16 protein-coding genes and 2 pseudogenes are annotated in these 25,291 nt (G+C 48.2%); 13 read left to right on the top strand and 5 right to left on the bottom strand.

What is annotated here, in order from left to right; genetic code table 11:
• Nucleotides 1–232 precede the first annotated feature (232 nt).
• The 6 genes from Q0101_RS06655 (at nt 233) to upp (ending at nt 4,588) form a co-directional block, all read left to right on the top strand.
• Nucleotides 233–901: a DNA alkylation repair protein gene (locus Q0101_RS06655; protein ID WP_297943493.1), complete on the top strand. Its 669-nt coding sequence runs from the start codon at nt 233–235 to the stop codon at nt 899–901.
• Nucleotides 902–999: 98 nt separating this feature from the next.
• A complete protein-coding gene (locus Q0101_RS06650) occupies nt 1,000–1,368 on the top strand; it encodes a pyridoxamine 5'-phosphate oxidase family protein (protein WP_177389050.1) in 369 nt (122 codons plus the stop codon).
• Nucleotides 1,369–1,379: 11 nt separating this feature from the next.
• Nucleotides 1,380–1,526 (top strand): hypothetical protein, encoded by a 147-nt coding sequence (locus Q0101_RS06645; protein ID WP_297903395.1) that lies wholly within the window; start codon nt 1,380–1,382, stop codon nt 1,524–1,526.
• Nucleotides 1,527–1,627: 101 nt separating this feature from the next.
• Complete coding sequence (locus tag Q0101_RS06640) at nt 1,628–2,401, top strand: SDR family oxidoreductase (protein ID WP_297943490.1); 774 nt, start codon at nt 1,628–1,630, stop codon at nt 2,399–2,401.
• 377 nt (nt 2,402–2,778) lie between these two features.
• Nucleotides 2,779–3,372 (top strand): BON domain-containing protein, encoded by a 594-nt coding sequence (locus Q0101_RS06635; RefSeq protein ID WP_297943487.1) that lies wholly within the window; start codon nt 2,779–2,781, stop codon nt 3,370–3,372.
• Nucleotides 3,373–3,961: 589 nt separating this feature from the next.
• Entirely contained in the window at nt 3,962–4,588 is a 627-nt protein-coding gene (gene upp / locus Q0101_RS06630) for a uracil phosphoribosyltransferase (protein WP_297882151.1), read from the top strand.
• Nucleotides 4,589–5,143: 555 nt separating this feature from the next.
• On the opposite strand, the gene Q0101_RS06625 is transcribed toward upp, so the two are convergent.
• Nucleotides 5,144–7,198, bottom strand: coding sequence for an ATP-dependent helicase (locus tag Q0101_RS06625; RefSeq protein ID WP_297943484.1), 2,055 nt, complete (start codon nt 7,196–7,198; stop codon nt 5,144–5,146).
• 41 nt (nt 7,199–7,239) lie between these two features.
• Here Q0101_RS06625 and Q0101_RS06620 point away from each other — a divergent pair.
• From Q0101_RS06620 to Q0101_RS06595, 7 genes and pseudogenes are all read left to right on the top strand, one after another.
• Nucleotides 7,240–9,783: pseudogene (locus Q0101_RS06620) on the top strand (transglycosylase domain-containing protein); the annotation flags it as partial.
• A gap of 854 nt (nt 9,784–10,637) precedes the next feature.
• Nucleotides 10,638–10,730: pseudogene (locus Q0101_RS10725) on the top strand (hypothetical protein); the annotation flags it as partial.
• 189 nt (nt 10,731–10,919) lie between these two features.
• Nucleotides 10,920–16,085 (top strand): alpha-2-macroglobulin family protein, encoded by a 5,166-nt coding sequence (locus Q0101_RS06615; RefSeq protein ID WP_297943478.1) that lies wholly within the window; start codon nt 10,920–10,922, stop codon nt 16,083–16,085.
• A 262-nt stretch (nt 16,086–16,347) separates the two neighbouring features.
• Nucleotides 16,348–17,898 carry a flavocytochrome c gene (locus tag Q0101_RS06610; RefSeq protein ID WP_297943475.1) on the top strand — a complete coding sequence of 517 codons (1,551 nt, stop codon included), beginning with the start codon at nt 16,348–16,350 and terminating at the stop codon, nt 17,896–17,898.
• 404 nt (nt 17,899–18,302) lie between these two features.
• Nucleotides 18,303–19,847, top strand: coding sequence for a flavocytochrome c (locus tag Q0101_RS06605; RefSeq protein ID WP_297943474.1), 1,545 nt, complete (start codon nt 18,303–18,305; stop codon nt 19,845–19,847).
• A 148-nt stretch (nt 19,848–19,995) separates the two neighbouring features.
• On the top strand, nt 19,996–20,757 hold the full coding sequence (locus Q0101_RS06600; RefSeq protein ID WP_297943472.1) for an EFR1 family ferrodoxin: 762 nt from the start codon (nt 19,996–19,998) through the stop codon (nt 20,755–20,757).
• Between the two features lie 110 nt (nt 20,758–20,867).
• Nucleotides 20,868–21,116, top strand: a complete 249-nt coding sequence (locus Q0101_RS06595; RefSeq protein WP_297943469.1) for a hypothetical protein — start codon at nt 20,868–20,870, stop codon at nt 21,114–21,116.
• A 501-nt stretch (nt 21,117–21,617) separates the two neighbouring features.
• Here Q0101_RS06595 and Q0101_RS06590 read toward each other — a convergent pair.
• From Q0101_RS06590 to Q0101_RS06575, 4 genes are all read right to left on the bottom strand, one after another.
• The gene (locus tag Q0101_RS06590; protein WP_297943467.1) at nt 21,618–23,330 is read right to left on the bottom strand and encodes a HAMP domain-containing sensor histidine kinase; all 1,713 of its coding nucleotides are present in this window, start codon (nt 23,328–23,330) and stop codon (nt 21,618–21,620) included.
• Nucleotides 23,314–23,976, bottom strand: a complete 663-nt coding sequence (locus Q0101_RS06585) for a response regulator transcription factor (protein ID WP_297943465.1) — start codon at nt 23,974–23,976, stop codon at nt 23,314–23,316. Before Q0101_RS06585 ends, Q0101_RS06590 begins: the two co-directional genes overlap by 17 nt.
• A 131-nt stretch (nt 23,977–24,107) precedes the next feature.
• Nucleotides 24,108–24,719 carry a hypothetical protein gene (locus Q0101_RS06580; RefSeq protein ID WP_297943463.1) on the bottom strand — a complete coding sequence of 204 codons (612 nt, stop codon included), beginning with the start codon at nt 24,717–24,719 and terminating at the stop codon, nt 24,108–24,110.
• A gap of 13 nt (nt 24,720–24,732) precedes the next feature.
• The gene (locus Q0101_RS06575) at nt 24,733–25,236 is read right to left on the bottom strand and encodes a PepSY domain-containing protein (RefSeq protein ID WP_297943461.1); all 504 of its coding nucleotides are present in this window, start codon (nt 25,234–25,236) and stop codon (nt 24,733–24,735) included.
• Between the last annotated feature and the right edge of the window lie 55 nt (nt 25,237–25,291).

The raw sequence follows: 25,291 nt of genomic DNA, 5'->3' as shown, positions 1-25,291 counted from the left end.
GCACGACTTGCTCTGCCCTGAGGCATACTGCGCGATTTAGCAGTCGCGTTTTTTAGGCAAAAGACTTTGAGCGGGTGCGGCGAGCGACTTAAACGCGATCTATCGGGCGATTAGTTTGAGCGTGCGGCGCGATCTGTTTAAATAGATAGCCTGTGCGGCTAAATTCGGCGCGCCGTTATAAAATCGTAATCTCGCGCGCGATTAAATTTACGATCAAATTTAAAGGAAAGCCATGGATTTACGAGAAAAGATGCTAGGGCAGCTGCGAGCGCTGAGCGAGGAGAAATTTGCGAAATTTTCGCAGCGCCTAATGCCCGCGCCGCAGATTTTGGGCGTGCGCACTCCCGCACTGCGCGCACTTGCTCGCAAAAGCTTCGCCGCTTTGGGCGGCACGGACGAGCTGCAAAATTACGAGCCCGTTTTTCACGAGGAGTTCGTGCTAAAGGGCTTTTTCATAATGCTTTTGAAGCGGGATGAAGCGAAATTTGCGCTTGCGAGTGATTTTATCAAAACGATGCCTAATTGGGCGGTTTGCGATATGTTCGCTCCGAAATTCAGGGGCGCCGCTTTCGCGGACGCGCTGCTAAAGCAGGCTAAGGGCGGCGCGGACGAGTTTGAGAGGCGATTTTTCTACGTTTATTTTATGCGAAATATGGGCGCGATCTCGCCTAAGGAGTTTTTTGAAATTTGCGCCGCCGAAAGCGACGAGCGGTACTACGTGCAGATGGGTGCGGCGTGGGCGATAGCGGAGATGTTTATCAAGCAGCGCGAGATCACGCTTGCGTTTTTGGCGAGCAAGCGGGCGGCTAAATTTACCCAAAACAAGGCGATATCGAAGATCCGCGATAGCTTCCGCGTAAGCAAAGCCGAAAAAGACGCGCTTTTGAAGTATAAAATTTAACCGCGGCGGAAAGTGGCGGAGGTAGTTAAAATTTCAGTTGCGCGCGGGGCTTGTCAGCCAAAATCGCGAGCTTTAAAATGTAAATTTAAGGAGAGAAAATGTTTAGCAAGGAATTTTTGGAGATTTTGAATTATGAATGCGCCGTGGGTATCGCTACCTGCGCGCAGGGCGAGGCTCATATCAGCAATACGTGGAACAGATATCTCGTCATTAAGGGTGATCGCATCCTCATCCCCGCTGCGGGTATGAAAAAGACGCAAAGCAACGTGGAGGCTAATCCGAACGTCGAGCTTAGCGTCGCAACGAAGGAGCTAGCAGGCAGGTTCGGAGCGGGGCGTGGCTTTGTAGTGAAGGGCACAGCGCGTTTTATTGATAGCGGTGCGGAGTTTGAAGAAACGAAGGCGAAATTTCCGTTTGCTACGAGGCTACTTGAAATCACGGCTAGTAGTGTAAAACAGGTGCTGTAAGCCGAGCAGGCATGGTTTGGGTGGAATTTGCGGATGAAATTCCCGATGAAATTCCGCTGCGAGCTTTACGATGGAATTTTGCCGTGAAATTTTATCGATGGAATTTTAAAATTAGTAAAATTTTATCGACGAAACTTCGCTTCGCCGCGAAATTTTAAAGCGAGCGAAATTTTAAAGCCTGCAAAATTTCGAAGTTTGCGAGATCCGTAAGTCTCGCTCAAATTTTTAGAACGTAAATTTACGCATTGAAAGGAAAAGTATGAAACGATTAGAGGGCAAAACCGCCGTAATTACGGGCGGAAGCGACGGAATAGGGCTTGGCATCGCAAAGTGTTTCGCCAAAGAGGGCGCAAATTTGATCCTGCTCGGCAGAAGCGAGGAGAAATTAAAAATCGCGCAGGAGGCATTGGGCGGTTACGGCGTGAAAGCTTACGCGATAGAGGCGGATTTGGCGCAAAGCAAAACGATAAAAGGCCTTTGCGAGCGCATTTTAGCGCTACCCCTTAAGATAGATATCCTTGTAAATAACGCCGGACTGGGAAAATTCGTACCCTTTGAGGCGACCGACGAAGCGCTACTGGACGCTCATCTAAACCTAAACGTCAAAGCGCCCTATCTGCTTACTCAGGGGCTTTTGGGCGCGCTTGCGGATAGCAAGGGCTGCGTGATCAATATCTCGTCGTATTTTGCGAACCGAATGCTCGTGGGGCGCACCACGACGGCGTATTCGATTACCAAAGGCGCGCTAAATTCTTTCACCAAATCGCTTGCCTTTGAGGTCGGCAAACTCGGCATTCGCGTCAATGCCATAGCGCCCGGAAGCGTGCTGACGCCGCAGTTTGAGCGAAATTTAAGCGCGCTTAGCCCGCAGGGGCGCGAGGCGTTTGAACAGATGGTAAAAAATATCTATCCGCTTGGCAAAATCGGCAGCGCGCAGGACATCGGCGATGCGGCGGTGTTTTTGGCGTCGGATGCGGCGAAGTGGGTCAGCGGCGCGATATTTGCGATAGACGGCGGGCTTACGACGAATTAGCCGCGGGCGGGCGAAATTTTGGGCGCGGGTTTTGAAATATAAAATTTTACAGAAGCGAATTCCGCCTCGAGAAATTTTACTTCGTAGAATTCGCAGCGGCAAATTTGCAATGAAAATTTAGCCGCGTAGAATTTTAAGGCGACGAATACTGCTCGCGAAATTCCGCCGTGGCGAAAGCGCAAAATTCTGCAAGCCGTGCGAATTACAACGTAAATTTTAAAATTTATATTGTAAAATTTTGCGGCGCGCGGTTTGGGCGGAATTTTACGGAGCAAGATTTTGCGCTGCGGCAAAATGGCGCCTGCAGGGCTAAATTTAAAAAGTGAAGCTAACGGCTGGCCTGAGATAAGTAGAAATTAAACGAGATTGGAGAGGGCTTGAGGGTTTTGTTTCTAGCGATTTTAGCAGTGTTTTTGAGCGCGAGTGCGGTGCTTTTTAGCTCGTGCGCAGCTCCGCTGGCGCCCGCGGGCAACGCGCTTAGCGTATACGACATCTACTCCGTAGCGCGCGACCGCCGCAGCGTGAGCGAGGTCGCTAGCGACAAGCTCATCCAGACTAAAATCCAAAGCAAAATTCTATTTACCAAAGGCCTTAGTAGCTGGGATCTGGAGGTCGAGTGCTTCTACGGCGAGGTCTATCTCATCGGACTGCTCGATAGCGAAGCGATGCGCGAGCCGCTGCTTGCTTTAGCTAGACAAACAGAAGGCGTGCGGCGCGTGCATACCTATCTGCGCGTTAAAAAGCCCGAATATCCGTGCAATTCGTTTGAAATTTTTACAAATTTAAAGAAAAATCTCTTTTCCGATACCGACGTTTCGGGCACTGCAGTGCGCGTGGCGATCGTGGGCTGCGACGTGGTATTTAGCGGCGTGGTGAGCGACATCGAGCACGAAAAGCACGCGATCTGGTACGCGACGCACGCGCCCGGGGTGCAGGATGTGTATTCCTTTCTACGCGTAGTAAAGGAGTAGGGGGGGTTGCGGTTAAATTTTGATCTCTTCGGCACGGCAAATTTAACCGCTTGCGGCGGGCTAAATTTAAGGATATGCTCGATTTATTTTAGCTCGTTTGCGGGGCGATCGGCGTGCATGAAATTAAAATTTTATCGGCGTGCAAGACAGCTGGAATTTTAAAATTTGGCTCACAAGTGCGAGCATTAAGTAAATTTAAAGCCGCCTCAGACGATAATTTCGCAGATGAAATTTACGCCGCGAGCGCTCGCCGAAAAGTAGCGCTCGGTGCCTATAGAAAGCGCGCCCTGTTTAAATAGCGGCTAAATCAAAAGCGGCTCAAGCGAGCAAAATTTTAAAGCGTTGCGTTTTAAAAGCGCTAAATTTAAAGCGAGTCGCCGAGTTAAATTTAAACGTAACGCGCGCATTGTGAGCTAAAATGAGCTAAATTTAAAATCGCGTTGCCGTTATCGGCAAAATTTCAGCACCATGGTGCAAAAGCTCGCGCTAAAATATACGATCAAAATGCCCCAAAGGGCGCAAAATTCAGTAAATTTAAGGAGAGAAAATGAGCCAAAGCCAAAAATGTACGTACCAAACCGCGTGCGAGCTGCCTAACGTGAGGCTAATCAAGCACCCGCTGATCGAGCATAAGCTCACGATCCTGCGCGATCGAGAGACCGATCCGTTTCAGTTTCGCATGCTCGTCGATGAGATCAGCTACCTGATGATGTTTGAGGCGACGCGCGATCTGGCGCTGCGCGAGGTGAGCGTGCATACGCCCGTGGCGCAAACCAGCGCGTATAAGCTCGCTACAAAGATCATGATCTGCCCGATTTTGCGCGCCGCGCTGGGGATGCTAGATAGCGTTTTTAAGCTCATGCCCGACGCTAGCGTGGGGTTTTTAGGCTTTCAGCGCGATGAAAAGACCGCACAGGCGGAGTTTTTTTACGCCAAACTGCCCGCAGACGCCGCAGAGCGCACCGCAATCATCATCGATCCGATGTTTGCGACTGGCGGCACGGCGATCGATGCGGTGAAATTCCTGCTGAAAAACGGCGTCAAAAAGATCAAATTTATCTCCATCATCGCAGCGCCCGAGGGGCTTCATAGATTTAGCGAGATCTACCCGCAGGTCGAGGTTTTTACCGCGGCGATCGACGAGAGACTAAACGAGCAAAAATATATCGTGCCGGGCCTCGGAGACGCGGGAGATAGGGTATTTAATACGCTGTGAAATTTGCGCGACGAAGGACTTTGTGCTGCGCCAAATTTGCGCGACAGTATTTTATGCGGCGATAAATTAAATTTGCCAGCATGCAATTTGCGATGCGAAATCTATTTATCAAATATGCGGGTTGCCGCCGCTCGGAATTTCACGCTGCAATAGATTTGGCAGGGCACGTACTTTTTACGGCGCGCGCAATACGTAGTGAAATTTAAAATTTTGCGGCGCCGTAAATTTGGTGCGCTTTAAAATTTTAACTTGTCGTGGAATTTGTGGCATTTTAAAATTTGTTAAATAAAATTTGAGCTCCGTGATGTATAAAACACGGCGGCAGAGCGTAATCAAAAATTCAAATTTTAGCCCGCTGCAAAATATCTCACAACGTCCGCGCCGTAAAAATTTACAAATCGTAAAATTTACAAAAATCGCGCCGCAAAATTCTTACTTCAGCAATCCGTTAAAGAAGCAGGGCGGCGCACCAGGCGTACGCGAGGAGTAAAATTCTTACTCAAATGATCCGCCAGCGCTAAAATGAAATTTCAAAATTTAGCGAGCAAATTTCGCCTACTTTACCAGCCCCGCTTCCCTTAAAAAACAGCTCGGCTCGTAGCTAACTTTTCTGATCTTATCAAATTTAGCGTAGCTTAGCACCAGCTCGTCGCGCGCTCTGGTGACCGCCACGTAAAAAAGCCGCCGCTCCTCCTCCAGGCTGCCGCCCATCGCCATTAGCTTGAGGTTCGGGAAGCGGTTTTGCGCCAGATCGATGAGATAGACGCTGCAAAACTCAAGCCCCTTGCTTGCGTGCACGCTGAGCAGATTTACCCCCTCGCCCTCGCTCATCTCCTTTGCGCCCAGGGTTATGAAGTTATAAAAGCTCTGCGGATCCGCGTATTTGCCGGCGATCTGCTCTAAAATTCCGCATTTATCGTAGATGCGCGCGGTCTCGTCCTTTTTGCGATCCTCATCTATCTTGCCGTTTTTCAGCGTCGCGCGCTTTGTCGCGATGAAATCCGCCACGAGCGCGAAAAGGCGCGAGTTTTTGATATGCGAGATCAGCGTGACGGATCTCGCAGCGGAGCCGCTTTTTTTAAAAATTTTATAAATTTCGTGCAAAAATACGGCGCCGCCCTCGGTGATTTTATTGTGTTTTAGAACTGGGTGCGAGCGAAAAAACTCGTCAAATTCCAAAGCTTCAAAGCGCGATACCGAGCCGATTATATCGACATCGTCAAAAAGTCCGAGCTGATAGTTTTTCCTCTTTTTTTCAAAAATTTTAACGCTCTCGTCGGGGCGCAAAAGACCTGCGTGAATACTTCCGTGTCCAAGCGCGATTAGTGCGTCGAAAAGCTCCTTGCTCAGCGCGCTGCCGACGCCTCTTGCGTATTCGCATGTGCTCATAAATGCCATCATATCTTTTGGGTTTATTATCATCGCGAAGATGTCCGTAAAGGCCTTGATTTCGCGGCTTTCAAAAAAGCTCACGCCGCCTTTTCGCTTCGCGCCGATACCGAGCTCCTTAAGTGCTACTTCGACGCCGTCGGCGCTGGAGTTGTTGCGAAAGATGACGGCGATCTTTTCGCGCGGGGTGGTGCTTTGCGCGATCTGCGCGGCTACGTGGGCGTATTGCGCCGCCGTATCGTCGTAAACATGCAGCCTAGGCGCGCTAAATTTTCCCTCGCGGCCCACGATCAGCTTCTTTTCGTAAAGGCGCGGATTGTTCGCGATGACGCGATTTGCAAGCGCCAAAATCGCCGAGCTTGAGCGGTAATTGATATTCAGCGCGTAAATTTTAGCGTCCGCAAAGCGCTTGCCGAAGCTGCCGATGATGTCGATGTTTGCGCCGTTGAAAGCATAGATGCTCTGATCAAAATCGCCGACGCAAAAAAGGCTTTTCGTCGCGAAGGCATCTATGAGGCTTCCTTGCAGCGAGTTCGTGTCCTGATACTCATCCACTAAAATTTCATCAAACCGCAGCGGCGCGCCCTTTCGCAGCTCATGGCGCATTTTTAACAATACGTCGTTGAAATCCGCGTAGTTAAATTTCGCCTTTTCCTCTTCAAACTCGCGCAAAATGTCTGTGTAAATTTCGGCAAATTCCGCCTGATCCTCGTAGTTTTTGCTAAACCACGTCGCAAAATCCGCGCTCATCTCCTTGTTTTGATACAGCGAGTACACGTCGTACAAATATGCCCCGCCGTAGGGGCGCGCGTCGCTTACGTGATAAAATTTGCGCTTTTCTACGAGGCTTTTTAGCAGCGTCTTTAGCTCGGCAGGCTGCTTTAGGATCACGCCTTTGCCCAGCTCGCGAAGTAGGGCGTAGGATACGGCGTGAAAGGTGCCCGCAACGATTGCGGAGGTGATTTTTTTATCAAAATGCCGCTGCAGCCTCGCTATCATCTCGCTTGCGGCCTTGTTCGTAAAAGTAAGAAGCAAAATTTTTCTAGGGCTCGTGCCGAGATTTAGCAGATGAGCGATGCGCGCGACGATGGTGCTGGTTTTGCCCGTGCCTGCGCTTGCGATTACTAGATTGTGCCCCGCAGGAGCGGTTGCTGCGGCGTATTGTTCGGTGTTTAGCTTAGCTAGAGCGTCCAAGATTATTCCTTTGCAAAAAGGCGCCATTATAGCCTAAAATCATTAAAATTCTTTGATATAATTGCGCGATGAAATTTCTAAAATTTACGTTAAAAATCGCGTTATTTTGCGCATTTGCATTCGCTCTGTTTTTGATCCTAGACGCGCTTTATCCGCTAAATTTGGATATGCTAAACAAGCAGAAGAGTAGAATTTTATATGACCGAAACGGCGAAATTTTAAATATGCAGATCAGCGACGATCAAATTTGGCGCTTCTACGCGAGCGCGGACGAGATACCGCCGCGGCTGAAACAAAGCGCGATCTACTTCGAGGATCGATATTTTTACTACCATTTCGGCGTCAATCCAGCCTCGATCCTGCGCGCAGCTACGTATAATTTTACGCGAAATTTTACTAAAAAAAGCGAGGGTAACGTCGAGCGCGTCGGAGCCTCGACGATCACGATGCAGGTCGCGCGCATGATGCGCCCCAAACAGCGCAGCTACAAGAACAAAATCATCGAAATTTTCAACGCCTTTCAGCTGGAGTGGCACTTCAGTAAGGATGAAATTTTAGGAATGTATTTCAACCTCGCCCCATACGGCGGCAATATCGAGGGGGTCAAGACTGCGGCGTATTTTTACTTCAAAAAGGACCTGCGCGAGCTTAGCAACGCTCAAATCGCGCTTCTTAGCGTGATCCCAAAAAATCCGAACAAAAACCGCCTGGATCGCAAATCAAACATCAACGCGCTTAAAAACCGCCTAATTTCGCAGCTGCGAGACGGCGGCGTGATCTCGCAAAGCGAGTATGAGCGCGCTCTTGCGGAGCCGTTTTCGCCCAGACGCTACGCAGCGCCCAATTACGCGCCGCATTACGCGCTGTTAGCGTTTAACAATTATAAAATGCAAAATTTTACCGCCAAAGATGACGTAAATTTCACTCAAAATTTAGAGCAGGGAGGCACGCCCGGCGCGACGACAGGGCAAGCAAACTCGTCTACACGCCGAGCGGCGGCAGAGGTAGAGTCAAATTTTTCGGATGCGGCGAGTGCCGAATCAAGCTTTACGGCTGCGACAAGGGGCGAGCCAAATTTATCAAATGCCGCAAACGCGCAGGCAGGAGCGGATTCGAAAGAGGCGGATTTTAAAACGGATGCGCCAAAGAGTTTAAATTTGGGCGGACGAACGAGCCTAAATTTAAACGAGCGCGAAGGCGCAAAATCGCAGGCGGGCGTAAAACCGAATGAGCCGGAAAGCGCAGTAAAACCAAATGAACGAAAGAGCGCAAATTTAGATGAACGGCGAGATTTTATTGATGCCGCACATCCGTCGCAAAACTCGCAAAATCAGCAAAGTCTAAATTTAAACGAACAACGAGGCGCTGTGTATTCGCTGCAGAATTTTAGCGCAGATGCAAATTCAAATAAACGACAAACCGAGTATTCGCCGCAAAATCCAAGCGCAGATATAAATTTATACAAACGGCGTAATGCCGCCGACGCGCATCCGCATCAAAACTCGCAAAATCCGCAAAATCTAAATTTAAATAGTCGGCAAGATACCGCGCATCCGCCGCAAAATCCGCAGGCAGATGCAAACTCTAGCGAGCGGTCGAGCGTAAATTTTTGTGAACAGACAAATTCTACTTCAGGCGCTAGGGCGCAGACGGATTTCGCTTCGTCGGGCGCTAATGCTCAGACAGATTCTACTCCAGGCGCCAAAATACAGACAAATTCCATTTCAGGCGCCAAATCGCGAGTAAATTCCGCTTCGGACACTAAGGCGCAAATAAATTCCGATCTAAACGCCAAATCGCGGGGAAATTTCGTAAATTCCGAAGCGAAAACGCAGTCCAAGGAGCAAACTGCGCTAGAGCAGGAGCTTGCGCGTCTAAACGAGGGTAAAATTTATTCGAGCTTGGATCTTAAAACCCAGATCGCGCTTGAGGGCTTTTTGAGAAGCGAGATCCTCGCCCTGCGCGATAAGGGCGTTAGAAACGGCGCTGCGATGCTGATCGACAACGAAAGCATGAGCGTGATCGCCTATGTCGGCAGCCACGATTTTAGCGCTAATGAGGGGCAAAACGACGGCGTGTGCTCACAAAAAAACGTAGGCTCGACGCTCAAACCCTTCATCTACGCCAAGGCCCTTGAGCACGGGCTCATCACCCCTTCAAAGAAGCTGATCGACGCGCCGATAACCTTCGCGGGCTACGTTCCTCGCAACTACAATCAGGGCTTTTTGGGCGCGGTGAGTGCGACCGACGCGCTAAGTCTGAGCCTAAACATCCCTGCGGTGAAGCTAAATTTGATGCTGGGTGACGACGGGCTGTATGAAATGCTATCAAATGTGCATCTGGCGGAGTTTAGCAAGGATTATTACGGCGCAGGTATCGCGCTGGGCAGCATTTCGATGAGCCTAATGGATCTTGCTCGCCTTTACAGCGCGTTTGCAAACGGCGGAAAGCTACGAAAGCTCGAAATAGCGGGCGTAAAGATCGGCGACGATGCTAAAATTTTAACCCCGCAGAGCGCCTACATCGTAACGCAGATGCTAAGAAACGCGCCGCGCTCCTACCTAGGCTCGGTGTGGCAAAATACCCTAAACGCGCCGCCGCTGATGTTTAAAACGGGCACGAGCGCCGATGCGCGCGATCTCTATACCGTCGCTCTGACGCCGAAATTTACCCTCGGCGTCTGGCTGGGAAATTTCGATGGCTCCAAGACTAGGGATCTTAGCGGCGGCGTGAGTGCTGCAAAAGTGGCGTTTAATATGTTTGCCTTCCTCGATAAATCGGGCATGCTGGGCGAGGTGGAGTTTGCGCGCCCCGTGGGCGTGAGCTTGCGGCGGGTATGCACCGACGCGTACCGCGAAAAGGAGTGCGCGCAAAGCGCCGATGATCTTACTATAGATGGGGTTGAGCCCAACGAAGAGTGCGAAATTTACGGCACGAGCGAGCTTTTTTATCTGCTAAAACACGGACTACTCGATCCGCAAAAGGTGCGCGCAGGAAGGTGTGCGGCTAAATTTGCCGCCGTAAAGCCCGTGCTAAACGACATCAACGCCAAAACCTACGAGACCGGCGCGGACGGCACGCTGCGGCTAAAGGTGCAGTGCACGGCGGTTTTCGGCGAGCGCGTATATATCAGGCTAAGTGGCGGTTCGCGAGAGTTTATAGCGCTAAATTCCACCGCGTTTACGAGGGAGAATTCCACGGATTTGGATTTCGAGCATTCTAGCGCGGCGCAGCAAGATAATTTAAAGCAGAATTTAGCACAGCAAAATTTTGCAGAACAGAATTCTACAGCACAAAATTCTATGCGACAAAATTTAGCGCCGCAGAATTTAAAATCACAAAATCTTACGAAGCAAAATTCTGCGGGATTGAATTTTATAGCTGAAAATCCAGTCACACGGAATTTGGCGTCGCAAAATTCTATCTTGCAAAATTCCACAGAGCAAAATTCGGGGGCTCAAAATTTCACAGCGAAAAATTTCGCGGATCAAAATTCCTCGCAGCAAAATTTTGCGGCACGAGATTTCACCACGCAAAGCCTAGCGCCTGCAGATTCTAAAGTTAAAACGGGAGAATATTTTGCGCGCACTAACGGCGAAGCTTTTACGCTAAGTCTTGGCGCAGGGGATTTTGAGCTTGGCTGCTTGGATGAAAATGCAAATTTCGCTAAAGCAAATTTTAGAGTAAATGAAAGAAAATAAAAGGTTAATTTGTATATAATTTCGTAAAATTTTTGCAAAGGAATTTTATGAAGACAAAACTACTAAGCGCAGCGCTATTTTGCGCTTTGGCTAGCTTTGCCGCGGGCGTAGAGATCAAATACGTTAGCGGGGCTTACGAGATTAGCGGGGTGGACGGCAGTGGATTTAGCGTCACGCAAAAGCAGATCTTAAAATGCACTCCCAAAATCACGGGCACCTACGAAAGCGTGAGCGAGAGCTCAATCAGGCTCTATCCTAAGCCGATGCTTAGCGCCGGGGTTAATTATTCGTGCGAGGCGCGCGGGGTGCGCTTTGAGTTCGAGACAGAGCCTTTTAGCACCGAGCATATCGCGCTTCTGCGTCCGGGGCTAGTGGCAATTAAATTTAACGATGCGGTTAGCAAGGACGCGCTACAGCAAGCGACTAGAATTTACCGTGCGCAGAATTTAGCCCAAAACGATATATCCTACGAGCTTAGCTCGCACGATGATCGGAATTTTTTATTCAGCTTCGATCCTAAGGCGCAAAACGTCGTATTGCAAATAGAATCCCTCACCTCAAAAGCGGGCGCAAAGCTGCAAAATCCAGTGGAGCTGCGCACGGATGAGGAGCCTTTTAATGATAGCATTAACGCTTCAAATTTAAGCGGCGTGCAGATCCGCCCTGCGGCTCTAAAAGACGGCTCACTCGCAGCTAGAGTGTGTTTTCCTAACTATATGGACGAGCTGTCCGCCAAATACGTAAGAATCGCGGGTGTGAGTAAATTTAGCCTCACTCAGCCGCGATATTATTATTATGACGAAGATGAAGAGGATGGCGGAAGCGACGATCCTTCATGCTACTACTATGCAGATATAGTAAGCGACGAGTTTATGCCGAATAAAAGCTACGAGATTAGACTGCTAAAGGGCTTCGGAGATAGCTCATATATTTTGCGTGACGAGATCAAGCAAAGCGTAAAAATGGGCGACAGGCTGCCTTTCGTAGCCTTTAGCGACGAGAAAAATTTTATCCCAAAATCCGCTTCGTTAGCTTTTAAAAGCTCAAACGTAAATGAGGTTAAAATTTCGATTGCCAAAGTCCCTGAGCAAAATTTTAGGTATTTTTTAAACTTTGAAAGCAACGAAGATAGTGTAGGTGGGCTAGCTAGCGAGATCGCGGTTAAGAGCTTTGATATAGGAGGCGCTAAAAACGCCGTCGCGGAGCATAAAATCGCGATGGATTTTAAAGGCTATGAGGATGGAATTTATAAAATCACGGCGTTTTACAAAGTGGGCGAAAAGATGCAAGAGGTTTCGCGCGTAGCCTATCTTAGCGACATTACGGCTCAAGTGGTGCTACTTGAGCGCGGCGCGCTAATTTATACTTCTAGGCTTAGTAATGGCGAGGAGCTAAGTAGAGCGAAGGTTAAAATTTACAGCGATAAAAATGAGCTAATCGTAGAGGATAAAACGGACGGAGATGGAATTTTGCGATTAGAAAATATGGAAATTCTAGCCAAAAATCCGCGCTCTATCGAGATTAGTAAAGGCGATGAGCATGCGTTCGTGCTGTTTAATAACGCCGTAGCAAGCGTAGAGAAAACGATTACTGCAAAGCGTCCGTTCGTTTATCTTGCAAGCGAGCTGATAAGTCCGAACGAGCGGCTTTTAGGCACGATCGTGATGAAAAATCGCGATTTTAGCTCTTTAAAAAATACGCCGATTAAATTTAAAATTTACGATCCTAGCGGCACTGTGGTCATCACGCGCGCGCAAAACACCGATGAGTTCGGCAGCGTTAAAATCGACGAGCTGATAGGCGAGAAAAGCGGCACTTACCGCCTGGATCTCATCTATGAGGACAAAATCATCGCTTCTAAAAGCTTCAGCGTAGAAAATTTCCTCCCAAACCGCATTAAAAATGAAATTCTCACTGCCAAAGACGAATACGGCGCGGATGAGATCATAACTTTAAAGCTAAGCTCAAACTATCTTGCTGGCGCGCCGGCTGGAGATTTGAAAGGCTCGCTGGAAGCAAACGCCTATGAAAAAGAGCTAAAAATTAAAGGCTACGAGGGCTTTTCGTTTCTAAACGATCGCTTAAAGAAAAAGGGCGCTACGCAGCTTCGCAGGGCAGAATTTACGCTAAGCTCCGCCGGCAAAAAAGAGCTTGCACTCTCGCCGGCAGCAGCTGATCTAAATGTCTCTAACGCCATAAATATTCTACTAAATTTCAGCGTAACCGAGGAGGGCAAAAACGTAAGCGCATATCGCAACCTGAGCTATCTGCCTTATGATCGTATCGTAGGAATTCGCGCGAACAAAGATTTCATATCAAGCGGCGATAGCGTAAAATTCGGCTTTGCACTACTAGATTCCAAAACCAAAACCGACGTCAAAGGCAAGATCGACGTTGAAATTTACCGCGACGATTTTACTTACGTTTATGACGGCAACAGATACGTCGAGCAAGAAAGCTTTAATCTCGTAAGCGCCGTTAGCACCGATACGCGCGAGTTTGAGTACAAATTCCAAAACGGCGGCAATTATCTAATCGTCGCAAACGATTACTCAAGTGGCGCAAGTGCTGGCGTGCGCGTGGACGTAAGTGGCTGGGGATATTATGGACGGGTAAACGCTAAAGACGTGCAAAGCGCTAAAATCAAACTCGCAAGCAGCAAGGTTAAAGCTGGAGATAAAATTAAAGGCGTCATCAATTCGCCGGTAGAAAGCGGCGTGCTAAATATCTCGCTCGTAGGAGAGCAGGTTTACGACTATAAAATTCTATCCATAAAAGGCGGTAGCGCGGAATTTGAGCTTAGCGTGCCGGAGAATTTCGTCGGCGGACACATCAACGCTGTAATCGCGCGCGCCGCGACACCCGCTGCGATGCCGCTTAGAGCCTATGCAAACGTGCCGGTGGCGCTAGATGCGAGCTCGCACAAGGCTAACGTGCAAATCCTAGCCGAGAAAAACTACAAAAACGGGCAAAACGCGCAGATCAGCGTAAAAAGCGAGCCAAATTCCAAGGTCATACTCTATGCAGTCGATCTTGGAATTTTAGATATCGTCTCACAAGAGGAGCTCGATGCATTTAAGGCGTTTGACGTTAGCGCGTATTTTGCGTTGCGATACTTCGACATTTACGATGATCTTAGCGTGTATCAAACTACTGCAAAAGAGCTAAGTTTCGGCGGCGACGGCGTGATGGCGAAAGCTAAACGAAATTTAAGTCCGGTCGAAAATAAAAAGCAGAAAAAATTTATAAAAATGCTGATCGCAAAAGCGGACGCGAACGGCGAGGCGAAATTTGAGCTTGCGATGCCGAAAAATTTCAACTCCACGATTCGACTAAGTGCCATGGCTATCGGAGAGGCGGCTACGATCGGCTCGGCAAACGTCGAAGCTAAGGTTCGAGACGACGTGATCATAAAACCGGCAGATCTAACCTACATGGTACGCGGCGATGAAATTTCCGTGCCGCTAACGCTCATCAACACCACCGATAAGGAGCAAAAGGCGGTCTTGAAAATCAGCTCATCTCCTTCGGTCGCTATAAGCGGCGGTGAGGCAAATTTCACGCTCAAACCGCTTGAGGTCAAGCATACGAACTTCACCGCGAGCGCGCTTGATATTGCGGATGCAAATATTAAATTTGATCTTGACGCAAACGGGCAAAAATTTAGCAACGATGTGGAATTTGACATAATCAGCCAGTTCCCGCGCTCGAAGCTATTTCACGTAAGCTATGGTGATAAGCCGGTAACTCTAAAAATCGATCCGAGCTATAAAGAAATTTATACTCACATCAGCGCTACGCCTAATGCTTTTAGCCTAGCGGACGAGCTATATCTCTATCCTTACGGCTGCACCGAACAGCTTGCTTCAAGAATGATAGCGGTTGATTATGTCGCACGCAAAGACTCCAATAAAACCTTAACCAACCGCGTAAACGAGTATGCAAGTAGAATTCTATCTCGCCTCAAACCTAACGGCGATTTTGGATACTGGAGCGCTCACGGCGTTACTAACTACTATGCTTCGATTTACGCAAGCGACGTTTTGCTAGAGCTTGACGCGCGCTATAAATTCCTTAGCAACAAGCAAAGATCGCTGATATTTAGCGCCTTAAAATCAGACTACGAAGATCAAGCGACGCTTCGAATATACGCGGATTTCGTGCTAGATCAATACGGCAAGCTCGATGATGATGAGATAAATTTCATTTACGACAACGGCCTTTATGACAACTCGCCGATGGCTCGCATCGCTATGGCTGCGATACTTAAAAAGCACAATATGACGACCGAGTTTAACTTCATGCGTGAAAAAATAAACCAAATGGATTATGATTACGCCGAAGACGGAGCGGGCTTGACGTTTGCCAGCGACATAAGAGACGCCGCCTTTAAGCTCTACGCATTCGGCAAGGCGGGCATCAAAGACGATAGCACAAGCAAGGCGGCTATCGCGCTCGTGCGCAATCTAAAAGATGCGGACAATACGCAGGAGCGAGCGAGCGTCATACGCGGCTTTGATGCGTATTTTAAGGACACGAAAAAAGATATTAGCTTTGCTTTGAAATACGACGGCGAGACGAAAAATTTCAATTCGCCGCTGGATACTAAACTCGCGATTAAAGACGGCTCGATAGAATTTACGCCGATGAGCGGCAACGGCGAGCTGTTTTTTACGGTGCTGGGATTTGGATATGAAAGCGCTGCGGTCAAACATAGCCCGCTTAGCATAAATAGACCGTTTGATAACGACCGAGATAAGAAGGTTGAAATTTATCGCGAGTTTCTTGATGCTCGCGGCAACATCGTCGATCTAAACAAGCTCAAAGTAGGGCAGAAAATTTACTCTAAGATCAGTTGGCGAGCTAATCATTATCTATATAATTTCGCGATCGACGAGGCGATGCCTAGCTGCTTTGAGGCGGTCAATGAGCGCCTAGGCTCGGCCGCACAGGCTCGCCCGGAGGGCTTTGTAGATAGCGTAGCGATCGAGCATACGGAGTATCTGTACGACCGAGTGCTTCACTTCCCGAAAAGCGGTTATTTTTACTACGATCCGCAAGAGGGATATAATAGTACCGGCATCATCTACACGCCGATAAACGTGATTATGTCGGGCTCGTGCGCGCTTCCTGCGATCTCCATCGAGGATATGCAATACGAGCGAGTAAATAATTACGATCTACAAACGCTTAAATTTAAAGTCGCTCGCTAAGGCGTAGCGATTTTAAGGCTCGGCGCGGATTTTGCATTAATTGCAATTTTCGCGCCGAGTGCGCACAAGCATTTTGCAAACGAACGCCTGATAAAATTTTAAAATTTCAATCCCGCCCGTCCGCCGAATTTCAAAATTTTATATCAACGCCCATATTTCATAGCTTTTTACTATCTATTTATAACGTTATTCTATTTGACTTGCCTTTAAATTCGAGTTATCATTTCTTTTAAATATACACTTTCAATTAAAGGAGTTGCAAATGCAAGACGTATCAAGACGTAGTTTTTTAAAGATTAGCGCGGTTGGCGCCGGAGCACTTGCGCTGGGAGCTAGTAGCGCGTGCGCGGCACAAAACGCTAAGGACGTCAAATTTGACGAGGAATACGACATCGTCATCATCGGCACCGGTTTTGCGGGACTTGCCGCGGCGATTAAAGCCAGCGGACGCGGCAAAAAGGTGCTAGTGCTTGAAAAGATGGGTCGCGCGGGCGGAAATTCCGTCATCAACGGCGGAAACATGGCGGCTCCGATGAATAAATTTCAAGTAGCGCAGGGCATCAAAGATAGCAAGGAGCTTTTTATCGCCGATGCCGTAAAAGACGGGCTCGGGCTTAACCATACCGATCTTTTAGGCGTGATGTTTGATCGCAGCAACGATGCGGTGGATCTTTTAACTAGCTGCGGAGCGGAGTTTAGCGATAAGTTGATCTTTGAAAGCGGCCACAGCGTCGCAAGAAGCTTGCAATCAACCAACGGCTCGGGCTCTGGCTACATCCAACCGATGATGAACAAGCTTCAAAACGATCCTAACGTCACGATCAAGACCCGCACGAAATTTGACGATTTTATCGTGGACGACAGAGGCCGCGTTGTAGGCGTAGAAGCGCGCGAGGAGTATAAATTTGATCCGAAACTTTTTAGCGACGATTTGGAAAACAAAAGCGGCGAAAAAAAGAGCTACAAAGCCAAAGACGGCGTTTTGCTAGCCTCGGGCGGATACGGACGCGATCTATGGTACCGCCAGATCCAAGATCCGCGCGTAGTGCCTAGCATAGACAGCACCAACCATCCGGGAAGCTCGGCAGGAGCGATGCTAGCGGCAAACAGAATCGGCGCATTTACCCTTTTAACGTCGTGGATTCAGTTCCTTCCATATTGCTCGCCCGATGAAAAGGGCTTCGGCGCCGCAGTAAATTTCACCAACCACTGCTGCAACACCTACGGTCTAACCGTCGATCCAAAGACCGGCAAGCGCTTTATGGATGAGCACGCAGGGCGCAAGATCAAGGCGGACGCCTGCTTTAAGGTTATCGGCGAGAGCGAGAAAAACGACAACTATCCGGTAAACGTCTGCGACTCTCAAGCCGTCGCCGCGCGTAACCCGGTCTATACATCAAGACCGCTGGAAGCAGGCGTCGTGAAGAAATTTGACACGTTAGAGGAGCTTGCGAAGGCTTATAACTTGCCGCTGGAGCCGTTTTTAAAGACCGTCGCGGATTATAACTCTTACGTCAAAGCTGGCAAAGATCCGGAATTCGGCAAGGTTGTCGATAAACTGGACGGCATCGACGTTTCCAAACCGCCGTTTTACGCAAGCCGCACGATGCCGAAGGTGCACCACACGATGGGCGGACTTGAGATCAACACCAAAGCTCAGGTCATCTCGAGCCTTACTCACGAGCCGATCCCAGGGCTTTGGGCTGCGGGCGAGGTAACCGGCGGCGTGCACGGCGCGAGCAGGCTCGGAACCTACGCGATCCTTGATTGTATGGTTTTCGGAATGATCGCGGGCGAAACAATCGGGGCTTAAATTTAGCGCCTCAAAATTTCGGCACGGAGTAGCGGTGCGTGCTTTGCGCCGAAATACTATGTGCGTCTTTAAAATTTCAAGATAGAGCCGCAAAGCGTGCCGTAGCATTTCAAAGCGTTTTAAAATTTAAAGCACTTAAAATTCTACGGCGCGAGTTTTAAATTTGAATACCGCGCACTTTAAAATTTTATAGCGGCGGCAAAATTTCGCACAGGCGGCGAGCAAATCCGTGCGCCGTAAATTTTAAAATTTACGCCTAAATTTCGGCTAGCGGAGCGGAATTTATTCGCTTTAAATCTGCGCTTTTAAAATTCTTAAAATTCTACCTTTAAATCTTTTCGTTAAATTCTAAATTTCGCCGCTCTGATGTATAATTTTAAAAATTTCAATGCAAGGAGCAAAAAATGCAAGAAATTTCAAGACGAAATTTTATGAAAATCGGCGCGGTGGGAGCTCTGGCTTTAGCTGCAAGCAGTGCGAGTGCAACGCAAAACGCCAAAGACGTAAAATTTGACGAAGAATACGATGTTGTTGTTATCGGTAGCGGTTTTGCAGGCTCGATGGCGACACTTCAGGCTCTTAAGCGCGGCAAAAAAGTGCTTATGATCGAAAAGATGGGCCGTGCGGGCGGCAATTCCGTCATTAACGCCGGCAATATGGCGGTACCAAATAGCGAATTCCAAAAAACTGCGGGCATCACGGATAGCAAAGAGGCTTTCATCGCAGATTGCCTAAAAGACGGGCTAAATTTAAATCACGTAGATTTGCTAGGCGTCATCTACGATCGCGCAGGCGACGCTTTTGAATACCTAAAAAGCATCGGAGTGGAGTTTTCGGGCAAGGTGATATCTGCCAGTGGACACTCGCTAAAGCGCGCCGTACAGGCCAAAAACGCCAGCGGCTCGGGCTACATCCAGCCGATGCATAAGGCGATCGAGGAAAATGCAAATGCTGTAATCAAGAAGCGTACTAAATTTGATGATTTTGTCGTAGATGACAGCGGCCGTGTCGTAGGCGTGAAGTGTCGCGAAGAATATAAGTTCGATCCGCAGCTTGCTAGCGACGATAGGGAAAACAAAAGCGGCGAAGTAAAATTTTTTAAAGCCAAAGATGGTGTCATTTTGGCTGCGGGCGGATACAGTTCGGATAAATGGTTTCGCGCGCAGCAGGTGCCGTATCTAAAAGACAATATCGAAACCGTAAGCCAACCAGGCGCTACCGCAGGTGCGCTTATCGCGGCGATGAAGCTAGGTGCGAATCCTTTGCAACTCAGCTGGATTCAACTAAATCCTTATACTAATCCTAGCGAGAAGGGATTTGGTACTTCTGCGCTGTTTTCAAATCACTGCGCTAACGACTATGGTCTAACTGTCGATCCAAAGACGGGCAAACGCTTTATGAACGAGCACGCCGGGCGCAAGATCAAAACCGAAGCGATCTTTAAATGCATGGCGGAGAGCGAAAATAACGACAACTATCCCGTAAATATCTGCGATCAAGCCGCAGTTGATGCAAATAATCCGGTCTATACGTCAAAAGGCGTAGAAGCAGGCTCAATTAAAAAATTTAATACCTTGGAAGAGCTTGCAAAATTTTATAAAATTCCGCTGGAGCCGTTTTTAAAAACCGTCGCGGATTTTAACGGCTATGTCAAAGCAGGAAGTGACCCGGAGTTTGGCAAGCCTTTGACAAAAGCCGATGTAGGCGGTATCGACGTATCAAAAGCTCCATTTTATGCGTGCCAAACAAGCCCGAAAATTCTTTACTGCATGGGCGGCGTGCAGATCAATACCAAAGCTCAGGTTATCGACGCAGCTAGCGGCGAGCCGATCGCAGGGCTATATGCAGCGGGCGAAATCACCGGTGGCGTTCACGGCGCAAGTAGGCTCGGTACTATGAGCATGGCTGATTGTATGGTTTTTGGAATGGTAGCGGCAGAAAATATCTGAATTGATTTTGCTTTTTTAGGGTGCGACGGCATATTTAAATTTCGCCGTCACGTATAAATTTTAAAATTTTATGCAAAAGAAACGTAAAATTCTATTCGTTCGGTAAGGGTTAAATTTCACCGAAATTCGTATAGTCTGGGAGACGGGCATGATAGCGATCTATTTTAGCGCCACGGGCAACACGAAGCATTGCGCGAGTAATCTCATCGCTCATCTTGGCGGCGTCTGCGTCTCGATCGAGAGCGAGGCCTGCGGTGAGCTTTTAAAACACCACAACGACGTCATTTTGGCATATCCCGTCTATTTTAGCGACCTGCCGCGTATCGTGCGCGACTTCCTCTACGAAAATGGCGCGAGCTTTAGCGGCAAAAATGTATTCATCCTCGCTACGATGGAGATTTTCAGCGGCGACGGGGCAGGGTGCGCGGCTAGAGTTTTAAAGCGATTCGGCGCCAACATAACGGGCGGCGCTCATATCAAAATGCCCGCGTTCATCCTCGACGTGGCGATTTTTGGCTACTCGCAAGCAAAAAACGAGCGCATAATCAAAGAGGCGGACGCTAAAGTCGGGCGCGTTGCGGAGGCACTTAGCGCAAATCGTCCGCCGCAAGAGGGGCTGGGCGCGCTCTGTCGTATCGCAGGGTTTTTAGGGCAACGGCTTTGGATGAAAATTTGGGATAAAGGCCCTTTTGCTAAGCGCAAGCCGAGCCTCGATCCATCGCGATGCAGCGGATGCGGGGCTTGCGTCAAACCCTGCCCGATGCAAAACATAAAGCTCGCTTGCAAAAAGGCGCAATTCGGCGATGAGTGCACGCTTTGCTACAGGTGCGTAAATATATGTAAGCGCAGAGCGATTACGATCCTGGGCAGGGCGAAAAATTTAGAAAAGTCCATCGCCGCAGACTTATGAGGGCGAGCTCATACCTCGCAAGTTCGCAATCAAATGCATAAAAACGGGCGAGAAAATTTTACTTTTTAACAGCGCTTCGCACGGCTAAAGCGCGATGTCTTGCAACGAATATGGCGCAGAAAAAAGTAGCCCGTCACTATATAGTGAAATTTAACCTGCCGCCGTGCAAGACCCGCGTAAAATTTGGCTACAGCACCCGCTACGGATACGAGACAGGCGAGCGTGGTAGAGTCATACTGATAAACGACGGGGCTGCCTCATGGGGCGAGGTAAGGCCAAACGGCTTTGATTATATCGCCGTAAGCTGCAAGAGAGAGGTGGGCAAAAAGACAAAATTTCGCTTATGTAGGCGGCCTTAAATCTCAGTCCGTCTTTTTTGCTCCGTATTTAAATTTTACTCGGTCGCTAAATACTCCTAAATTTAAATTCTCTAGAACCGAATGTGGCGTCTTAGAATTTTAGCAAAGGTTTATTCTGTAATACTGCGCCGTAAAATTTCAGCGAAGGCTTATTTTACCGCATATCTCAAAATTCTTAAATTACCCGCGCCGGCCCACTTAAGCTATAAAGCGCTTGCCTTATCACTTCGCCTAATGGCAAAATGCCGCGCCTTGCCTTATTAATTCGCCGCAGAATTTCGCGGTAAAACTAAATTTTAAAATTTGACCCATTTAAATTTAAAAGCGCACGACTATCGCAAAAATCATCCGATATTATTGGCGACGCCGGCCTAATTTTAAAATTACACTATCGCCTCTATATACGGCTATAGCCGTTAAATTTTAAGCAACAATAGGCGATAAAATTTTAAGAATTTCGCCGCCCAGCATTTCTTTACGCCACCAAGCCCACAAAACCGCCTAAACCTTCTTAAACTTTACGCTAAATTTGCTTCCGCGTCCTACTTCGCTACGTAGTGAAATCTGCGCGCCATGGATCTTCGCGATTTGTGAGGCGATGGCTAGCCCGAGTCCTGCGCCGCTATTTTGCTCGCGATTTCTGGAACGCTCGATTTGATAGAGCTTGTCCCAGATTTTAGTTTGCAAAGCAGGCTCGATGCCCTCTCCATCGTCGCTTATGCTAAGTTCGCACGCGTCTGCACTGACGCAAAGCTCTAAAGCGACGCTGCTGCGCGTAAATTTTAAAGCATTGCTTAAAAGATTGTTAATCAGCCTGATCAAAAGCAGCTCATCGCCGTTTACGCGCACGCCCTCGGCTATCTGCGAGCTAAAGCTTAGCCCTTTTTGTGCGCACAAAAGTTGAAAGTCTTGCGCGCACTCGTTTGCGATTCTGCTTAAGCTTACGGGTGCCAAACGCGCGCCGCGCTGAAAGCGGGCAAGCTCTAAAATCTGCTCTATTAACGCCGAAATTTTACGCGCTTGATTATTTATGACCGCGAAACTCTCCCTCGCGTCCTGCTCGTAGGCTAGGGCGTAGTCGCTTTGAGCCAGTATGACGGCAGCGGGCGTGCGCAGCTCGTGCGAAAGGTCGGCGCTTAGCTGCCGCTCGCGCTCAAACGCGCTTTGCAGTGATGCTAGCATTTCATTAAACGTAGCTGCGAGCGCGCTTAGTTCATCCTTGCCTTGCGGTAATTCTATTCGCCGCGTAAAATCGCCGCTAGCTCCGATCTCGCTAGCTGTACGCGACATAGTGCGCACGGGCTTAAACGCTCTTTTTATGATCGCGTAGCCGCCGTAGATGACGAGCACCACAAATAGCGGCGATAGGATAAGAGCGATCAGCATCACGCGTTTCATCGCAAGCTCAAACTCGCTAACTGCGATGACGCCGCGTATCCATGCACTGCGCCCTTTGATCTGCGCGTCGTAATAGAAAAACTCGTCGTCATCAAGCTCCACCTCGCGCGCGCTTTGAGGCGAAAGCGGCAACGCAGGATCGAAGCTTTTAGGCACAAACCCTGCGATCACGCCGCCTCGTCCGTCATGCTCGTAGAAAAACACACCGTCATCAAAGCTTTTAAATTTTCCCTCGCGCGCGGCTTTTTGCACTAAGCGGGCAAGCTTTTTTTGGCTGACGGAGCTTCCTGATACTTCGTCTAAAATATAGCCGCAAATGCCGATAATAGCGCCTGCAAGCACCAAAATAAATACGCTATAATAAAGCGTCACGCGTAGGCTGATAGGTAGCGCGTGTGAGATAAAATTCTCTTTAGCGGTTGTAAATACTCTAGATAAGACTTGAGTAAAATTTCTTATCGCGATTTTAGACGCGAAATTTTGTCCTTGACTTTGCGCGAGGACGCTATTAGAATTTTGCGCTAGATCGGGTGTTGCGCCTGTAGCAGAAAAATTTGGCGCGGAATTTGATGCCGGATTTTGCGTGGAATTCCGTTTAAAATTTGACGCCTGGCTTTGAGTAGAATTTAGAACCCGGTTTAACTCGATATTTTGCGTGGGATTTTTCTTGCAGCTTTTCTTTAAACACGCAAAATTATGCGTAAAATTCTGTTTAAAATTTCGCACGAATTTTAATATGAAAAGCGCCGTAGCGGCAAAAATCTGCTTCGCAATCGCCGAAATTTTAATCCAAATCTTGCTATTTTGCCACGACATAGCCAAGCCCTCGCTTCGTTTCTATTATATCGCCATGCTCGCCTAGCTTTTTGCGGATATTTTTGATTAAAACATCGATAACATTTGAGCTTGTTTCGTCGCTAAAATCCCAAATGCTCTCGCCGATTTGTTCTCGACTCAAAATCGCACCGCGATTTAGCATCAAAAGCTCTAAAATTCTATATTCCTTACCCGTTAACTCCACTACCTCGCCCGCGCAGACGACCGATTTTTTGCTTAGATTTAGGCGCACTTGCCCTATGATAATTTCGTTATCCGCAGTAGCGTTTTTACGCCTGATAATTGCGCGAAGTCGCGCCAAAAGCTCACGAAAATCAAAGGGCTTAACCATATAATCGTCTGCGCCCAGATCAAGCCCTGCGATGATATCTTCTTTGGCGTCCCGCGCAGTTAAAAATAAAACCGGCGTTCCCAATCTGCGCGCCCGCGCCACCTTCAAAAACTCAAAGCCGTCCATCACAGGCATCATCGCATCAAGCACGATAGCGTCATATTTTGCGACATCCAAAAACTCTAGCGCTTCCTTGCCGCAAAAGGCGCAATCTACGCTGTAGCCGTCCTTTTTCAGACATTTTGCGATGATTTGATTTAGATCTTTTTCATCCTCGACAAGTAAAATTTTCAAAGTGCTCCTTTAAAATTTTGCTAATTCTAATCCGCCATTTTAGCCAAAAACGCATAAATTTTGCGGCGCCTTGGATGTGTAAACCCGCTCATTTTACGCACCGCTAAATTTCAGTAGCGTTGGGAGCTGCGCTAATTCGCAGGCGCCTTTTGCCTAGCTCTAATCTCGCTTGCCTTTTTATCCGCTACGCTTCCTAACCGCCCTAAAAAATTTAGTGCGCCTGCTGCGATATTTAGCGCAAAAAGCCCAAATCCTACGTAGCCAAGCTTGAAATTTTGCTTAGCGATTTCGCGTTTGCAGCGGCTGCAAAGCACTGGCTTGCAAGAATTACAAACCTCCGCGCAGCTTGCTGCGCTGGCATAATCTTTCGCGCTTGCTAAATTACTTATATCTGAAAAATTTTGCGTATCGGCGAAATTTTGCGCACTTGATAAGTCTTGCGTCTGCGAAGAATTCCGCTCGTCCTTATAATCTTTCGCATCCGAAGAATTTTTTTGATTTTTGCAACATTCCACGCTGGAAAAATCTTTAGAATTTTGCTCGCAGGGCGCGAGATTCCGCTCGCTTGTTTCGCTTGCTAAATTTGCCGAAAAATCCTGCGCATTTTCATCTAAATTTTTAGCTGCGTCTGCATTTTGGGCGCCATAGTCAGCATTTTCGTTTATGCTAAAATCCCTAGCGTCCAAAGCCTCACTAGTTTGGGCGGAGTTATCTGCTCCACCCTTTAAGCTTTGATTTTTCATCTCACGCCTTTGCTTATTTTTGACGCTGCAAGATCTGCTCGCCCGTAGCGGCGTCGATTAGCACCTCTTTTTTGCTCATGCCTTGGCGCAGTTTGACTTCGTATGCAGGCTTACCGCCGTTACTTTTTAAATCAACCTCGCGAAAATCCCAGCCGGTGTTTACGCTAAGTGCTTTGGCGCGAGCGTCTGCGGCACTGATTTTGACCTGCGAATAATCAATTTTACTAGGCTTTAGCTTCTTTTGCGTTTGAGTCTTTAAAATTTCGCCGCTTTGAGCGTCGATTTTGATCTCGTTTTCGCTACCTTCTTTATGCGACTCTATCTCATAGACGAGCCTTCCGTGCTCATCGTCGATTTCTACGCTTTTTATAGTCGCGTCACCAAAGTTTTGCTGTGCGATCCCTATCGCTTGATCGAATGAAACTTTAGCATCTTTTTCGCTAAAGTTTCCTGCGTTTAATGCGCCTACAAGGGCGAATGTAGCGGCGAGCGCGCCTAAAGCTTTAAGATTTTTCATCTTTAATCCTTTTGATTTTATTTCCAAATTTTATTTTGGATGGCGCAATTTTAAA

Origin of the sequence: uncultured Campylobacter sp. (genome assembly GCF_937921625.1) — a bacterium.
Lineage (GTDB): Bacteria > Campylobacterota > Campylobacteria > Campylobacterales > Campylobacteraceae > Campylobacter_B.
The sequence above is the reverse complement of the archived record's forward strand: the minus strand, read 5'-3'. Positions and strand labels throughout refer to the sequence as shown.

What these genes read in the sequence shown, in the direction of transcription:
- Q0101_RS06600 (WP_297943472.1), top strand. Translation starts at nt 19,996, where the DNA reads ATGATAGCGATCTATTTTAGCGCCACGGGCAACACGAAGCATTGCGCG.
- Q0101_RS06640 (WP_297943490.1), top strand. Translation starts at nt 1,628, where the DNA reads ATGAAACGATTAGAGGGCAAAACCGCCGTAATTACGGGCGGAAGCGAC.
- Q0101_RS06645 (WP_297903395.1), top strand. Translation starts at nt 1,380, where the DNA reads ATGGTTTGGGTGGAATTTGCGGATGAAATTCCCGATGAAATTCCGCTG.
- Q0101_RS06650 (WP_177389050.1), top strand. Translation starts at nt 1,000, where the DNA reads ATGTTTAGCAAGGAATTTTTGGAGATTTTGAATTATGAATGCGCCGTG.
- Q0101_RS06605 (WP_297943474.1), top strand. Translation starts at nt 18,303, where the DNA reads ATGCAAGAAATTTCAAGACGAAATTTTATGAAAATCGGCGCGGTGGGA.
- Q0101_RS06655 (WP_297943493.1), top strand. Translation starts at nt 233, where the DNA reads ATGGATTTACGAGAAAAGATGCTAGGGCAGCTGCGAGCGCTGAGCGAG.
- Q0101_RS06575 (WP_297943461.1), bottom strand. Translation starts at nt 25,236, where the DNA reads ATGAAAAATCTTAAAGCTTTAGGCGCGCTCGCCGCTACATTCGCCCTT.
- Q0101_RS06580 (WP_297943463.1), bottom strand. Translation starts at nt 24,719, where the DNA reads ATGAAAAATCAAAGCTTAAAGGGTGGAGCAGATAACTCCGCCCAAACT.
- Q0101_RS06595 (WP_297943469.1), top strand. Translation starts at nt 20,868, where the DNA reads ATGGCGCAGAAAAAAGTAGCCCGTCACTATATAGTGAAATTTAACCTG.
- Q0101_RS06625 (WP_297943484.1), bottom strand. Translation starts at nt 7,198, where the DNA reads ATGGCGCCTTTTTGCAAAGGAATAATCTTGGACGCTCTAGCTAAGCTA.
- Q0101_RS06610 (WP_297943475.1), top strand. Translation starts at nt 16,348, where the DNA reads ATGCAAGACGTATCAAGACGTAGTTTTTTAAAGATTAGCGCGGTTGGC.
- Q0101_RS06590 (WP_297943467.1), bottom strand. Translation starts at nt 23,330, where the DNA reads ATGTCGTGGCAAAATAGCAAGATTTGGATTAAAATTTCGGCGATTGCG.
- Q0101_RS06615 (WP_297943478.1), top strand. Translation starts at nt 10,920, where the DNA reads ATGAAGACAAAACTACTAAGCGCAGCGCTATTTTGCGCTTTGGCTAGC.